12 protein-coding genes are annotated in these 14840 nt (G+C 38.0%); 9 read left to right on the forward strand and 3 right to left on the reverse strand.

The window, feature by feature from the left end:
* Window positions 1–223: 223 nt before the first annotated feature.
* The 5 genes from NH286_RS09325 to NH286_RS09345 all read left to right on the forward strand — a co-directional run bounded on the left by NH286_RS09325 (window position 224) and on the right by NH286_RS09345 (window position 5434).
* Entirely contained in the window at window positions 224–601 is a 378-nt protein-coding gene (locus NH286_RS09325) for a GntR family transcriptional regulator (RefSeq protein WP_265238480.1), read from the forward strand.
* Complete coding sequence (locus tag NH286_RS09330) at window positions 594–1676, forward strand: DUF5808 domain-containing protein (protein WP_265238482.1); 1083 nt, start codon at window positions 594–596, stop codon at window positions 1674–1676. Before NH286_RS09325 ends, NH286_RS09330 begins: the two co-directional genes overlap by 8 nt.
* Window positions 1677–1797: 121 nt before the next feature.
* On the forward strand, window positions 1798–3783 hold the full coding sequence (gene tkt / locus NH286_RS09335; protein ID WP_265238484.1) for a transketolase: 1986 nt from the start codon (window positions 1798–1800) through the stop codon (window positions 3781–3783).
* 78 nt (window positions 3784–3861) lie between these two features.
* A complete protein-coding gene (locus NH286_RS09340; protein WP_265238486.1) occupies window positions 3862–4443 on the forward strand; it encodes a DJ-1 family glyoxalase III in 582 nt (193 codons plus the stop codon).
* Window positions 4444–4450: 7 nt separating this feature from the next.
* Window positions 4451–5434 carry an NAD-dependent epimerase/dehydratase family protein gene (locus NH286_RS09345; RefSeq protein ID WP_265238488.1) on the forward strand — a complete coding sequence of 328 codons (984 nt, stop codon included), beginning with the start codon at window positions 4451–4453 and terminating at the stop codon, window positions 5432–5434.
* 33 nt (window positions 5435–5467) lie between these two features.
* Here NH286_RS09345 and msrB read toward each other — a convergent pair whose 3' ends face one another.
* The 3 genes from msrB to NH286_RS09360 are packed head-to-tail and all read right to left on the reverse strand — an operon-like array spanning window position 5468 to window position 6529.
* Window positions 5468–5905: a peptide-methionine (R)-S-oxide reductase MsrB gene (msrB, locus tag NH286_RS09350; RefSeq protein WP_265214687.1), complete on the reverse strand. Its 438-nt coding sequence runs from the start codon at window positions 5903–5905 to the stop codon at window positions 5468–5470.
* Complete coding sequence (locus NH286_RS09355) at window positions 5898–6290, reverse strand: type II toxin-antitoxin system death-on-curing family toxin (protein ID WP_265238490.1); 393 nt, start codon at window positions 6288–6290, stop codon at window positions 5898–5900. The genes msrB and NH286_RS09355 overlap by 8 nt, the downstream gene beginning before the upstream one ends.
* Complete coding sequence (locus tag NH286_RS09360; RefSeq protein ID WP_265214685.1) at window positions 6287–6529, reverse strand: type II toxin-antitoxin system Phd/YefM family antitoxin; 243 nt, start codon at window positions 6527–6529, stop codon at window positions 6287–6289. The genes NH286_RS09355 and NH286_RS09360 overlap by 4 nt, the downstream gene beginning before the upstream one ends.
* Before the next feature lie 149 nt (window positions 6530–6678).
* On the opposite strand from NH286_RS09360, the gene NH286_RS09365 reads away from it, so the two are divergent.
* The 4 genes from NH286_RS09365 to NH286_RS09380 all read left to right on the forward strand — a co-directional run bounded on the left by NH286_RS09365 (window position 6679) and on the right by NH286_RS09380 (window position 14710).
* Window positions 6679–7899 (forward strand): aminotransferase class I/II-fold pyridoxal phosphate-dependent enzyme, encoded by a 1221-nt coding sequence (locus NH286_RS09365; protein ID WP_265238492.1) that lies wholly within the window; start codon window positions 6679–6681, stop codon window positions 7897–7899.
* Between the two features lie 332 nt (window positions 7900–8231).
* Window positions 8232–12485: a 2-hydroxyacyl-CoA dehydratase gene (locus NH286_RS09370; RefSeq protein WP_265238494.1), complete on the forward strand. Its 4254-nt coding sequence runs from the start codon at window positions 8232–8234 to the stop codon at window positions 12483–12485.
* A gap of 105 nt (window positions 12486–12590) precedes the next feature.
* Window positions 12591–13859 (forward strand): Glu/Leu/Phe/Val family dehydrogenase, encoded by a 1269-nt coding sequence (locus NH286_RS09375; RefSeq protein WP_265238498.1) that lies wholly within the window; start codon window positions 12591–12593, stop codon window positions 13857–13859.
* On the forward strand, window positions 13859–14710 hold the full coding sequence (locus tag NH286_RS09380; RefSeq protein ID WP_265214677.1) for a hypothetical protein: 852 nt from the start codon (window positions 13859–13861) through the stop codon (window positions 14708–14710). Before NH286_RS09375 ends, NH286_RS09380 begins: the two co-directional genes overlap by 1 nt.
* Window positions 14711–14840 lie beyond the last annotated feature (130 nt).

Below are 14840 nucleotides of genomic sequence, written 5' to 3' on the forward strand. Positions count from 1 at the left end.
AACAACAATAGCTAAAACAAGCCGATTGTAACCGGCTTATTTGCCATGCTCAAATTTAAACTCTAATTAACAAGGAGAAAAGTAAAATTAATTTGCTTTTCTACTTGACTTTTGTTAGCAGGTTTTTCTGCCCAAATTAATAGGCGAAAATTTTCTGTAATTTTGACTTGCACATCATGAACGCCTGTTATATTATATCTATAACAGATAAGGAGGAGGAAAGGTGTTTTTAGAAATTGATTTTGAATCGGATATAGCGATTTATGAACAAATCAGAAGGGCCTTTATTGTGGGCCTTGCTCGTGGAGACCTAAAGAAGGGAGATAAGCTGCCTTCTGTAAGGGACTTGGCCGAAGAAATTGGTATAAACCTACACACCGTAAATAAGGCTTACAAGCTCCTTGCAAGCGATGATTTCATAGTCATGGACAGGAGATTTGGGTCAATGGTTGGCAAGGATTTTGAGCCGGTAGATGATAAGGAAGTCAATCTCATAAAAGATGAATTAGCCTATCTTGCATCTTTTGCCAAACTTAAGGGCCTTAGCAAGGAAGATTTTATTGCATATATAGAAAATATTTGGGAGGATAAAAATGACTGAAGGAAATTTCATCTCTATACTTTACGCTTCATCCATCTTGCTTATAGGAATCTTGCAAGTCTTTGTCAATTCTTTTTCTAAAAAAGGCTACGTTTTTGGGATTAGGCTTGATGAAAATAGCGATGGTTTGAGAAAAATAAATAAAAAATACAAACTAGTAACTCTGATTTTAACTCTAGTCTTAGGAGCTATTCAATATTTAATATCATTTGTGACAAATAATGTCGGATGGATAAGCCTATATTTTTTCCTAAGCTTGGGACTTATCATGGTCCCTCTAATTTGGGCTAATAAGGAAATAAAAAAAATTAGTAAGTCTAGTAAGCAAGAAAGGAAAAAGCTTGTAAGCATCGGAGGAGTAAGGAAAATTTCCTACAAGCCAATCTTCCTTATTTACGGCCTAAGTCTTGCCCTAATCATAGGTGGCAGCCTATATTTATACCTAAATTATGACAAGCTCCCTGATAAGCTTATTATGCATACAGATTTTAATGGAAATGTCACTGACATCCAGGATAAGACTTTGGCAAATGTCTTTATGCCAAGCCTTATAAGCCTAGCAAATTTGGCACTTTTTGCCATTGTTAATTATTTCCTAATCAAGGCAAGGCCAAGGCTTAGCCAGGAAGACCCGGAAAGGTCTCTAGCTGATAATACAAAGGCTAAAAATCTTTGGTCCTATTATCTCGGGATAAATGCCCTTCTCATGACCATTCTTTTTGAAATTGGCATAACAAGCTTTAGCTTTGGAGGAGGAAATGGCCTTGTAAATATCCTAACAGGTCTTACCCTCATAACTTCAATTGGAGGAGTAATTTATTTAGGTTTTAAGGTGGGAACTGACGGATCAAGGCTTAATAATTTATCCTACACAAGCTTTGAAGAAGATGATGATAATTGGGTGCTTGGATCTACAATCTATAATAATCCTGACGACCCAGCTCTCTTTGTAAATAAGAGAATTGGTGTGGGGATGACTGTAAATATAGGAAGGCCAATGGGTAAGGTCATTTTAATCCTTTCAATTATAATTTTAATCGCAAGCCTTGTAGCCTTATTTAAATATTCAGCCTAAGCTTGTGTCTACTAGCAAAGCTAGTTTATTAAATAACATTTTTATGATGATGGGGATAAGTGAAGTATAATAGGCTTGAAATAAATATGCACATCTACTAATTTTTTGCAAAGGAGACTTAATGTTTACAAGTGATGATTTAAAGGCAATTAATGCCATTAGAACCCTATCCATTGCCCAGATAGAGAAGGCAAATTCTGGCCACCCAGGCCTACCAATGGGTGCAAGCCCTATGGCCTATGTTTTATTTAACAAGCTTTTGAAGGCAAATCCTAAAAATCCAAAGTTTTTTGACAGGGACAGGTTTATCCTATCAGCAGGCCATGGATCAGCCATGCTTTATTCCTTACTTCACCTATCAGGCTATGATTTATCCATGGATGAGCTTAAAAACTTTAGACAAGCCGGCTCAAAGGCTCCAGGCCATCCAGAACTAGGCATGACCGAAGGAGTAGAGGTTACAACAGGACCTCTTGGTCAAGGTATAGCCCAAGCTGTCGGTATGGCAGCTGCTGAAAAGCACATGGCAGCCCTTTATAATAAGGATGACATGAAGGTAATTGACCACTACACCTACGCCCTATGTGGTGATGGTGACCTAATGGAGGGGATTTCTTATGAAGCAATGTCACTTGCAGGTCATCTTAAATTAGATAAGCTAATCATCCTTTATGATTCAAATGATATCTGCCTAGATGGGGACCTATCCACATCTTTTTCAGAATCTGTAAAAGACAGGGTCCTTGCACAAAATTGGGCCTATGATAAAGTTGCCGATGGCAATGACCTAGATGCAATCTATGAAGCAATTACAAAGGCTAAGGAAAATGACAAGCCAACCCTAATTGAAGTAAAGACTATAATTGGTTTTGGTTCCAAAAACCAAGGCACAAACAAGGTTCACGGGGCACCAATCGGAGCAGAAGACTTTGAATATGTAAAGAAAGCCTATGAATGGAGCGCAGCAGATTTTGAAATTTCTGATGATATCTATAAAATATTTGAAGATGGAATTAAAGCACGAGGAGAATCTGCAAATAAGGCTTGGGATGAGCTTTTAAAGGCTTACTCAGAAAAATATCCAGAAGATTACAAGGAATTAATGGCAGGAATCAATAGAGAGCTACCAGCAAATTTCATGGACCAAGTTAGAAAATATTCTCATGAAGATAAGGCCCTTGCTAGCCGTGCATCAGGAGGAGAAATCATCCAAGACTTGGCAAAGATTACCAGAAACTTCTGGGGTGGATCAGCTGACCTCTTCTCATCAAACAAAACTAATATCAAGGATTCAAAGGCCTTTAGAGATGATAGCCCATGTGGTAGAAATATTTGGTATGGTGTAAGAGAATTTGCCATGGCAGCTATAGGTAATGGTATTATGGCCCACGGAGGAAGCTTCCACCATGTTTCAACCTTCTTTGTATTTTCTGATTACCTAAAGCCAGCTGTAAGGCTTTCAGCCCTATCACACCTACCACTAACCTACGCCATGACCCACGATTCAGTAGCGGTTGGGGAAGATGGCCCTACCCATCAACCAATCGAGCAACTTGCTATGCTAAGGGCAATTCCAAACACCCTAGTTATAAGGCCAGCAGATGCCAATGAGACAAGGCTTGCTTGGAAGGTGGCTCTAGAAAGTAAGGATAGGCCAGTAGTTATTGCCCTTACTCGTCAAAATATCCCAACCTTAAAGGAAACTGAAAATTTAGAAAATATCAATAAGGGTGCCTACATCATAAAAGATGCCGAAAATCCAGAACTTATCCTAATAGCAACAGGTTCAGAAGTGGCTCTTGCCCTTGAAACAGCAGAAAGATTAGAAAAATCTGGCAAGGCAGTTAGAGTAGTATCCATGCCATCTATGGAATTATTTAGAGAACAAAGTGATACCTATAAGGAAGAAATACTACCAAAAGAGATTACAAAGAGAGTATCAATTGAAATGGGAACATCATTTGGCTGGTCCGAATGGACAGGATTAGATGGTCTAAATATTGCCATTGACAGGTTCGGTATATCTGGCCCAGGCGAAGAAGTTGCAAAAATTCTAGGCTTTGACCCGGATGCAATAATTGAAAAGATAAACGAAAAATATTATTAGAATCAAGGCTATGGATTTTCCATAGCTTTTTTCTTAGATAATGCATATAATAATAGGAGAAGACAAAGGAGAATTGTTATGAAAATATGTGTACTTTTAGCAAATGGCAATGAAACTATAGAAATACTTACAGTCGTTGATTATCTAAGAAGAGCTAATATCGAAGTAGATATGGTATCTACAACAGGTGCTATAAATTTAAAGACCTCCCACGGCATAGAATATAAGGCAGATAAGCTTATGGCTGATATAGATAGAAAATCCTACGATGGTGTCTATATACCAGGAGGCACCAAGGGAGCAGAGACTCTTAGGGATAATGACGAGGTAATAGATTTAGTTCGTGAGTTTAACAATGAAAACAAACTAATTGCTGCAATCTGCGCTGGTCCAATAGTGCTTGATAGGGCAGGAGTCCTTGCTGATAAAAAGGCCACATCCTTCCCAACTATTAAGGAAGAACTTAAAAATGTTGGGGAATATATAGATGATCAAATAGTAGTCACAGATGGCAACATCACAACAGGAAGAGGTGCTGCTGTTACAAATTATCTAGCCCTAAGACTTGTTGAAATCATCAAGGGTGAGGATGCCAAGGAAGATCTAAAATACGGCACCCAACACATAGCAGTAGAAAATTATTTTGGAATTAGATTTTAGGTAAAAGATGAAAAATATCAGGAAAATATTTATCCTAGGAGGGGCCAATTTATTTGCCAGAGAGCTTATAAAATACGGTCTTGACCAGGGTTATAAGATAAAAGCGGTAGATTTGATTAAATCTAGCGATATAGAAGAAAATGAAAATTTAGAATATGTCCTAGCAGATTTTTTTGCCCTAGGAGATAAGCAAGCTATGGAGATGATAGGTGATTGCGATAGTTTTGTCTATGCCGGCGGCATCGATGATCTAGTTGTGCCTAGAAAGCCTGCTGGCAAATTCTTTTATGAGAGAAACGTCCTTCCAACAGGCAGGATAGCAAGGCTTGCCAAAAAAGCTGGCATCAGAAATTTCCTTCTTTTGGGAGATTATAGGTCAGAAATAGCAGAAAAAAACCAAATCTTAAGGAAATATAATTACCACCACGAGCCATACATTGAAACAAGGCTCATGCAAGAATCAATTGCAATCTTTGAAGGCGATGGTTTAATGAATGTCTCAATCCTAAGGCCGGGCCTAATAGTAGGCAAGTCTAACAAAAATTCCCTAGCAGCCCACATAGACCTAGTAAGGGCAAATGCAACAATACCTGTCACAGAGGGTGTGATTCCAATAATTTCAGCAAAAGCCCTAGCTCAAGGAGCAGTTTTTGCCCTAGAGTTAGAAAATCACAAAAAAACCTACGCCTTAGCTACAGGAAATATTTCCTATAAGGCTCTTTATGAGAAAATCCTTGAAATAATGAAAAAGACTGACGGCAAAAGCTTGGTTTCAAGGACTTTTGACGACCTCTTAGAAGCCTATGAGGAAGATCAAAAAATTACAGAAAGAAAAAATCTAGAACACGGCATAAGCCAAGTAAATATGCTAAGGGCCATGACAATGGATCTAAGCCTAAAGGGCGATTTTGACCTTGGTGATGAAGATTTAGGAGAAGAAATAGGAAAAATGATTGACCTCTACCTAAATGGAAGCCCTGTAAAGGCGTAAAAAAACTGGAAAATACTTCCAGTTTTTTTAAATTTAATCAAAAAGCTTCAGAAACTTGCCATAGCCTTCCTCTTCAAGCTTATCTTTTGGGATAAAGCGAAGGCTAGCTCCATTTATACAGTACCTAAGACCAGTAGCCTCTCTTGGTCCATCTGGGAAAACATGGCCCAGGTGGCTATCAGCTTCCTTGCTTCTTACCTCAATTCTTTTTCTCATAAGGGTGAAATCATCCTTTTCTGTAAGCTCAGTGTCCTCAATTGGCTTAGTAAAAGAAGGCCAACCACAGCCTGCATCATACTTATCAAGAGATGAAAAAAGCGGCTCCCCAGAGACAATATCTACATAAATCCCATCTTCATAAAAATTGTCATATTCAGAAGAAAAAGGCATCTCAGTCCCATTTTCCTGGGTCACATGATAGGCTTCTTCGCTTAAAATTTTCTTTAAATCTTCCTTTTTATATTTAGTCATAACTTATCCTTTCTGTATTTTTGTAAATCCAATCTTTAAAAACATTCTTATTACAATTAGAACTGGCAACTTCCATAATAATATTTATAATTTCATCATCATTAGCTATAATCTTATATCCATTTAATTTTAGATATATAAGCATCAAATATGTACCTATCCTTTTATTTCCATCGATAAAAGGATGGTTCATTATAAATGAGTAAGCAAGTTGACAAGCTCTTTCTACAGGGGTGTCATAAATATTATTTCCAAACATTGTTTGAAATGCAGAGTTGATTGATAGGTCTAACAAATCATCATCACGTACTCCTTCAATACCTCCGAAGTTTTCAATCAGGGATTTATGAAGCTGGATCACTTGCTCTTTAGTAAATTTTTTCATTTTGCAAGTTCTTCAAAAACATGACTAAATTCATTGAGAATATCTTTAGAAATATCCTCAATATCTTCATTTTTATAATATTCATTTTGCTTTATATCTTCATATTGGATCAATAAATATTTTGGTTTATTATTTTTTAAAATTATAGCTGATCCAGAATTATCAACCATTTTTGCAACCTTTGAAAAATTTTGGTTTGCTTCTGTCATTGAAACTAAATTATCTGTATGAATTCTCATAAAATCACCTCGCTATTTTATAAATTAGGATAAAAACATCCTAATTTATCTTAAATTTACTTTATTTCGATAAAATGTCAAGTTAAATAAACTATTAAAAAATTCACTTTTAGGTATAATAATAAAAAGATTTTATTAAGGAGCATAAAATGTCAATGACAATCAAGAAGGCTACTTGGCCTATTGCCAAGGATTTGGCCTTTGATATAAATAATAAAGCAAATGCAGCCATAGAAAAATATGGAAGGGAAAATGTAATAAATGCGGCCCTTGGGACCTTGGCAGATGATTCTGGAAAGATTATAGCCCTTGATAGTGTTTATGACAGGCTAAGTCAGATGGATAGGTCTATTATAGCATCTTATGCCCCAATTGAGGGGGAAGATGGTTTTAGGGAGGCTGTTTTAGATAGCCTTTTTGAAAATCACAGACCAAAGGCTTTCATGACCGCCATTTCAACCCCAGGCGGAACAGGGGCTATCAGGTCAGGGGTTTTTACCTATGCAGATGAGGGAGATCCTGTTCTTAGTCATGACTATTATTGGGGCCCATATAAGAAAATTTGCGATGAATTTGGCAGAGATTTCATCACTTATAATTTCTTTACAGATGACTACAAATTTGATATAGAAGCTTACAAAGCTGCTATGGCAAAAGCTTTAGAAAATAAGGATAGGCTCGTTTCAATAATAAATTCTCCAGGCAATAACCCAACTGGCTATTCTCTAAGCGATGATGAATGGGATGAGGTGATTAAGGCCTGCCAAGATCTTGCCAAAGCTGGCAAGAAAATCACATTAATTGTTGATGTGGCATATATAGAATATGCAGGAAGCGGCAAGCAAAAGGAATTTTTTGAGAAATTTACAGACCTTGACCCAAATTTCTTTGTGATAGTGGCTTATTCCATGAGTAAGTCCCACACAGCCTACGGCCTAAGAAGTGGGGCAGCAATCGGTATCTCTTCTAAAAAAGAAATCATCGATGAATTTGAAAATAGCCTTGCCCACTCAGCTAGGTGCAATTGGTCTAACGGGGTCCACGCACCACAGCTTATCCTAAAAGATTTGGAAAATGACAAGGATGGCTACAAAAAGGAATTAGAAAATTTAAGGCTCATGCTAGAAAAAAGAGCTGAGATATTTGTAAGAGAAGCTAAGGCGAAAAAATTAGCAATGATTCCGTATTTTGGTGGATTTTTCACCTTTATTCCAACAGATAAGGCCTTTGAGATAGCAGAAAATCTTGAAAAAGAAAACATATTCACCATTCCCCAAGCTAAAGGAATTAGAGTTGCAATTTGTGCAACAAATGAAAAAGACATTATAAAATTAGTTGATAGACTTAGCTACTTTATGGAAAATTTATAAAAGCATAGAATTGCCATTTTTAGACAAGATAATTATAATTTAGACCAAGCCCTTGCTTGGTCTTTCTGCTTGCATAAAAATGTAAAGAAAATTTTACAATTTCCAATAAATTTTATAGGGCTTATAAGCTTATAATTTAGCCAAAGCTTGTAACTATTTTATAATAAGCTTTAAATAGCCATTTATAAATATATAATAATCTTTTATTTTGGAAATAAGGGGTATAATAATATTAAAATTTTTATGTATTTTCTTAAATTTTTGTTAGATATTTAATAATGATAAAAATTTATTAAGAATGAAGGTATTTTATTCATTTAGAAAGGAATAATATGAATTTACATATGGGGCTTGATGTTGGCTCTACTACTGTCAAGGTGGTGGTCACTGATGAGCTTTTTAATACAATTTATTCTATTTATATCCGCCACAAGTCAGATGTGAGGGCGACTGTTAAGAAGGTCCTTACAGATTTATACCATAAGTTTGGCAATCTAAGTCTAACTATGAATGTGACAGGATCTGGCGGCATGTTTTTAGAAGATATTTTGGGTGTAGACTTTGTCCAGGAGGTTATAGCAGAAACCCGTGCTATCAGGAAATTTATCCCTCAGACTGACGTTTTGATAGAGCTGGGTGGGGAAGATTCAAAGATTACCTACCTTTCTGGTTCTGTTGAGCAGAGGATGAATTCGATTTGTGCAGGAGGTACTGGGGCCTTTATAGACCAGATGGCAGCCCTCCTTGATACTGATGCGGCAGGTCTTAATGAGCTTTCCAAAGCCTACAAGAAGATTTATCCTATAGCATCTAGGTGTGGGGTCTTTGCCAAGACTGACATCCAGGCCTTGATGAACCAGGGGGCAAGCAGGGAAGATATAGCAATTTCAGTCTTCCAATCTGTAGTCAACCAGACAATTTCAAACCTGGCCTGCGGTAGGCCGATTAGGGGCAATGTCACTTTTTTGGGTGGTCCCCTTCACTTTTTATCTTCTCTTAGGGACAGATTTGTAGAGACCTTGGGAGAGGATGAGAATAATTTTTATATACCAGATGATGCAGAAGTTTACGTAGCCAAGGGGGCTGCGATTTTATCTAGCGAAAATTCAAAGCCAGTAGACCTTAAGGACCTCATTACAAGGCTTGAAAATGCCAAGGAAGTAAATCTAGAGATGACCAAAAGGCTTGACCCTCTTTTTGAGTCTCTTGATGACTATGAAGATTTTAAGATTAGGCATAAGACTGATAAGGTCAAATACAGAGATCTTGCTACTTACCAGGGTCCAATCTATGTAGGCCTAGATGCTGGCTCTACAACCAGTAAGATGGTCTGGCTGTCAGAAGATAATGAAATTTTATTAGATGATTATAGGATGAATTTGGGAAGGCCTCTAGAGGTTGTCATTTCAATGCTTAAAGAAGGCCTTGCCAAGAAAAATCCAAAGGCCTATATTGCCTCATCCGGAATCTGTGGTTACGGGGAAGATTTTATCAAAAATGCCCTACACATAGATAGTGGGGAGGTAGAAACCATTGCTCACTACAGGGCGGCCAAGTTTTTTGATCCTGATGTAGATTTTATCCTTGATATTGGCGGCCAAGATATGAAAGCCATGCACATAAGAGATGGTATAATAGACTCTATCCAGTTAAATGAGGCCTGCTCTTCAGGCTGTGGGTCATTTTTATCAACCTTTGCAGCATCTGTATCCATGGATGTTAAAGAATTTCAGCAAAGGGCAATTATGAGCAAGGAGCCGGCTGATCTTGGTTCTAGGTGTACAGTCTTCATGAATTCTAAGGTTAAACAAGCCCAAAAGGAAGGCTCTGAGGTAGAAGACATAGCCGCTGGCCTTTGCTATTCGGTAATAAAAAATGCCATCCAAAAGGTAATAAAAATCAGGGACCCAAAATCTCTTGGCAAAAATATAGTAGTTCAAGGGGGAACCTTTTATGGGGATGCCATCCTAAGGGCCTTTGAGAAAATTTCTGGAAGAGATGTTACCAGACCAGAAATTTCAGGTCTTATGGGGGCTATGGGTATGGCATTAATTGCCAAAGATAAGTCCACAGGCTCATCAAATATGGCAGGTCAAAGCGTGCTTGAAAATTTCTCTTACACTCAAAAATCAGCTAGGTGCGGTAGGTGTACAAATAATTGTGCCCTAGTAATAAATACCTTCGCCGATGGGAGGAGATTTATCACAGGCAATAGGTGCGAAAGAGGGGCAGGCATCAAGCTTAATAAGAAAAAAGATGACCTAAATATGTACAAGTATAAGTATAAGCTCCTCTTTGATAGAACGACCTTGGGCCAAGGTGCCCGCTTTGGTAGGGTCGGCATTCCTCGTGTTTTAAATATCTATGAAGACTATCCTTTCTGGCACAAATTTTTTGATAGCCTAGGATTTGATATAATTTTATCAAGTGACTCAGATAGGAAAATTTATGAAAAGGGTATAGCCACAATCTCATCAGAGACAGCCTGCTATCCAGCCAAGCTTGTCCACGGCCACATGGAAGATTTGATCGACAAAAAGCCTGACCTTATTTTCTATCCAGGTGTTTTTTATGCCTACAAGCAATTTGATGCGGCCAAAAACCAAATGAATTGCCCTGTAGTAAGTGGTTATCCTGATGTAATTAAAAATAATGTCGATAGGCTAAGTGAGCTAAGATTCCTAAACCCTTACCTATCCTTTGAAAGTGAGGAAATCATCAAAAAAAGACTTGTCGAAGTCTTTGAAGGCTATACTCATGAGGGTAATATCCTAAGAAAAAAGGAAATTGAAAATGCGGTAAGTCTGGCTTGGGAGGCTGAGCAAGCATACCATGATCAAATAAGGAAAAAGGGCAAGGAAATAATTGACCATGTAAGGGCCCATGACTTAAATGCCATAGTACTAGCAGGTAGGCCTTACCACATAGATCCAGAAGTCAACCACGGCATAGCAGACTTAATCGAATCGATGGATATACCTGTTCTTTCAGAAGATGCCATCGCTTACAATGTGAAAGATTTGACTAAAGAGCTCAGGGTCCTTGACCAGTGGTCCTACCACGCAAGGCTTTACAGGGCCAGCAAATATGTTGCGGAAAATGAAAACTTCGAGCTTATCCAGCTTAATTCCTTTGGCTGCGGTCTTGATGCAGTCACAACTGACCAGGTAGAAGAGCTTTTAAAATCGCATGGCAAGATTTATACCCTTTTAAAAATAGATGAAATTTCAAACCTAGGAGCGGTTAAAATCAGACTCAGATCTCTTTTAGAAGCCCTTGACCAAAAGAAAAGAGAAGGCATAAGCTTTAAGACAAATCCAAGTGAATTTGCCTATGAAAATACTGAATTTACCAAAGAAATGAAACTAGAAGGCTACACCATCCTTGCCCCACAGATGGCAAGGGAGCACTTTAGGATAATGGAACATGCCTTTAAGGCCTTTGGTTTTAATATAGAATTTTTAGATACAATCGATGAAGATGTCATAGACACGGGTCTAAAATATGTAAACAATGACTCCTGCTACCCATCAATTACAGTAGTTGGCCAACTAATCCATGCTGTAAAATCTGGCAAATATGACACAGATAAGCTTGCCCTCCTCATGACCCAAACCGGCGGAGCTTGTAGGGCGTCTAACTACGTTGGCTACATCAGAAAGGGCCTAAAGGATGCAGGTTTTCCTGACCTGCCAGTAATTGCCCTATCAGCTCAAGGCATAGAAACTAACGAGGGCTTTGACTTAGTCAGATTTAAAAATATCCCACTTTTAAAGCAAGCCATAAGGGCCATCCTTTTGGGAGACCTCATAAATAGAGTGTCAAATGCTACAAGGCCTTATGAAATCGAGCTAGGATCTGTAAATGACCTCAAGGAAGCATGGATAAATAAGCTTTCAGCAGAAATTGGGACAATGAAAACCAAGAGATACAGACAAGTAATCCAAGAGATTGTCAAAGATTTTGAAGACCTTCCAGTCTGCAACAAGGAAATTCCAAAGGCAGGTATAGTTGGTGAAATCTTGGTCAAATTCTTGCCAGAAGCCAACAACCACCTCCAAGACGTCCTCGAAGCTGAAGGAGCTGAGGTAGTCATGCCAGATTTAACAGACTTTTTGATGTACTGTATGAAAAATTCAGAATTAAAGCGTGACTTATATGGTAAATCAGCTGCCACAGCCAGGATGGGCAGGCTTGGAATCAAGCTAATAGAAGCAAATAGAAAGCCAATTAGAAAGGCCTTAAGGGAAAGTGAAAGATTTACAGAACCTCTTTATATAGATGATATAGCAGACCTAGCTGAGGAAGTTACATCCCTTGGCAACCAGGCTGGTGAAGGCTGGCTTCTTGCAGGGGAGATGGTAGAACTAATCCACCAGGGTGCCCCAAATATCGTCTGCATCCAGCCTTTTGGCTGTCTTCCAAACCATATCACTGGCAAGGGAGTGATGAAAAAGATAAGAGAAACCTATCCAGAGGCCAACATAGTAGCCATAGATTATGACCCAGGAGCATCAGAAGTAAACCAAGTAAATAGGGTCAAACTAATGATGAGTGCGGCTAGGGATAAGATAAAAGTTAAATAAATTAAAAATCATCCTAAGAAATTAGGGTGATTTTTTTGAGAAAAATTTTAATTTGCTTGTATAATAAAGACAAATGTTAATTTTTATGAAAGAAAGAAGGCAAATATGTCAAACGCTAAAGAACAATTTCTAGACCTACAAGACAAGCTTAAAAAAGTTTGTGAGATAGCAGGCCTATCTGAATCATTTTATGAGATAATCAAAGAACCTGAAAGAATCATCGAAGCAAATATTCCAGTAAAGATGGATGATGGCACAACAAAGACCTTTAGAGCCTTTAGGTCTGCCCATTCTACAGCCCTAGGCCCATCCAAGGGCGGGGTCAGATTTCACCAATCTGTGACCTATGAAGAAGTCAAAGTTCTATCTACCCTAATGAGTCTAAAGGTAGCCCTTCTCGGCCTTCCACTAGGAGGTGGCAAGGGAGGAATCATCGTAGATCCTAACAAGCTTTCTGAAAGAGAGCTAGAAATCTTATCTCGTGGCTTTGTCAGGGCAATGAATAATTATTTAGGACCAAGAATTGATATTCCAGCTCCAGATGTAAATACAAATGCTAAAATTATGGGATATTTTACAGATGAATATATAGCCCTAAATGGTGGCCGCCAAGATATAGCAACCTTCACAGGCAAGTCAGTTGACATGGGAGGTTCTCTTGGAAGAAGTGAAGCTACAGGCTTTGGTGTATACCTAACAATTAAAAAATACTATGAAAAAATCGGTAAAAGCTTAGAAGGAGCCACAGTTGCCCTCCAAGGTTTTGGAAATGTTGGCTCTTTTGCGGCCAAATACCTAGTAGAGGATGGGGCAAAGCTTATCGCCCTAAACTCCAAAGACCATGAGCATCCAGATGGATCCTACGGAATCTATGATAAGGATGGCCTAGATATAGAGAAAATCCAGAAAGCTAAGGATAAGACAGGATCAGAGCTTAATATAGAGGCAGAAAAAATCACAACAGAAGAATTCTTCGCCCTAGACTGCGACATCCTAATTCCAGCAGCCCTAGAAAATGTAATAAACGAGGCTAATGCAGACTCAATTAAGGCGGGGCTTGTTGTGGAAGCAGCCAATGGCCCTGTGACAGAAGCAGGGGAGAAAATCCTAAATGAGAAAAATATCCCACTCATCCCAGATATCCTAGCTAATTCAGGAGGAGTTTTAGTCAGCCACTACGAATGGGTACAAAATATCACAGGCTCCTACCTTTCTGAAGAAGAAGTAAGGGCTAAACAAGAAAAGGACATGACAAGAGCTATCGATGAAGTATTTGCAACAGCTGATAAATACAAGGTTACCTTCAGACAAGCAGCCTTCATCCTAAGCCTATCAAGGATAGAAAAAGCCCTCAAACTTAAGGGAAGATTTTAATGCAAATAAGAAAGCTAGAAAGGCCTGACCTTGCAAAAGTGAGGCCTCTTTTAGAAGCTGCCATAAATGATAAGTCTAAAGCTTCTTACCCAAAATTCTCATCCCTAAGCGACCTTTATAGGGAGTTAGAATATTCTATAGAATTTATGGCAACCACCACGCTCTTGAGCCTACAAAATGAGGAAATAGAGGGCCTTGTCACCTATTTTTGGGATGATGATGAAAAATATATCCAAACTACCCTCCTCATCATAAAAAATAAGGATCTAAGAGTCTTAGAAAGCCTTTTAGAAAGGATAAAAAAAGATCACAAGGCCTATCCTATAAATATAGGTCTTGGGGAAGCTTCTTGGATAAATCAGGAAAAATATTTTACAGAAAAAGCAAAAATTGTAGAACACTCTCATGTCCTAGAGGCTAAAAATCTAGAAAAATCTTCCGCTCTTACAGATAATATCGAACTCTTAGCCAAGGAAGACTTCTCATCCTATAAGGACTTTCACGATTCTTTTGCAAAAGATATGTATTATTCAAGCCCCAATCTATATAGGGACTTTGACAGGTTTAGGGTCTTTGTCAAAAAGGGTAAGGGAGAGATTACAGCCAGTCTTTTAGTAAAAATCTATGGCAAAAATCCTTGCAAAGCTGAAATTTTTGGACTCTTTATGAAAGAACCTAATAGGCAAATTTTCGACAGTCTAATTAAGGCAATGATAAATTTCCTAATAGATGAATTTGGAAAAATAGGGGAAATTAAGTATTTTATAGAAGTCGAAAAAGAATTAGAACTAGAAGTGGCTATTGCAAATGGCTTTGAAAAATTAGATACCTATATACTTTATAGGGCATAGAAAGGGGCTGTTGCAAAAGTCCTAACATAGAAAAAGACGAGGAAATTAAACATCCTCGTCTTTTTCTGATACAATGTATTTATGAAACAAAATAGTAATACATCATCATTAACTAATCTTACACTAGTTG

The organism is Anaerococcus sp. NML200574, assembly GCF_026131665.1.
Classification (GTDB): domain Bacteria; phylum Bacillota; class Clostridia; order Tissierellales; family Peptoniphilaceae; genus Anaerococcus; species Anaerococcus kampingae.

Bases quoted from the DNA above. Each gene is read 5' to 3' on its own strand.
- NH286_RS09330 (WP_265238482.1), top strand. From the start codon at position 594: ATGACTGAAGGAAATTTCATCTCTATACTTTACGCTTCATCCATCTTG.
- tkt (WP_265238484.1), top strand. From the start codon at position 1,798: ATGTTTACAAGTGATGATTTAAAGGCAATTAATGCCATTAGAACCCTA.
- NH286_RS09340 (WP_265238486.1), top strand. From the start codon at position 3,862: ATGAAAATATGTGTACTTTTAGCAAATGGCAATGAAACTATAGAAATA.
- NH286_RS09345 (WP_265238488.1), top strand. From the start codon at position 4,451: ATGAAAAATATCAGGAAAATATTTATCCTAGGAGGGGCCAATTTATTT.
- msrB (WP_265214687.1), bottom strand. From the start codon at position 5,905: ATGACTAAATATAAAAAGGAAGATTTAAAGAAAATTTTAAGCGAAGAA.
- NH286_RS09355 (WP_265238490.1), bottom strand. From the start codon at position 6,290: ATGAAAAAATTTACTAAAGAGCAAGTGATCCAGCTTCATAAATCCCTG.
- NH286_RS09360 (WP_265214685.1), bottom strand. From the start codon at position 6,529: ATGAGAATTCATACAGATAATTTAGTTTCAATGACAGAAGCAAACCAA.
- NH286_RS09365 (WP_265238492.1), top strand. From the start codon at position 6,679: ATGTCAATGACAATCAAGAAGGCTACTTGGCCTATTGCCAAGGATTTG.
- NH286_RS09370 (WP_265238494.1), top strand. From the start codon at position 8,232: ATGAATTTACATATGGGGCTTGATGTTGGCTCTACTACTGTCAAGGTG.
- NH286_RS09375 (WP_265238498.1), top strand. From the start codon at position 12,591: ATGTCAAACGCTAAAGAACAATTTCTAGACCTACAAGACAAGCTTAAA.
- NH286_RS09380 (WP_265214677.1), top strand. From the start codon at position 13,859: ATGCAAATAAGAAAGCTAGAAAGGCCTGACCTTGCAAAAGTGAGGCCT.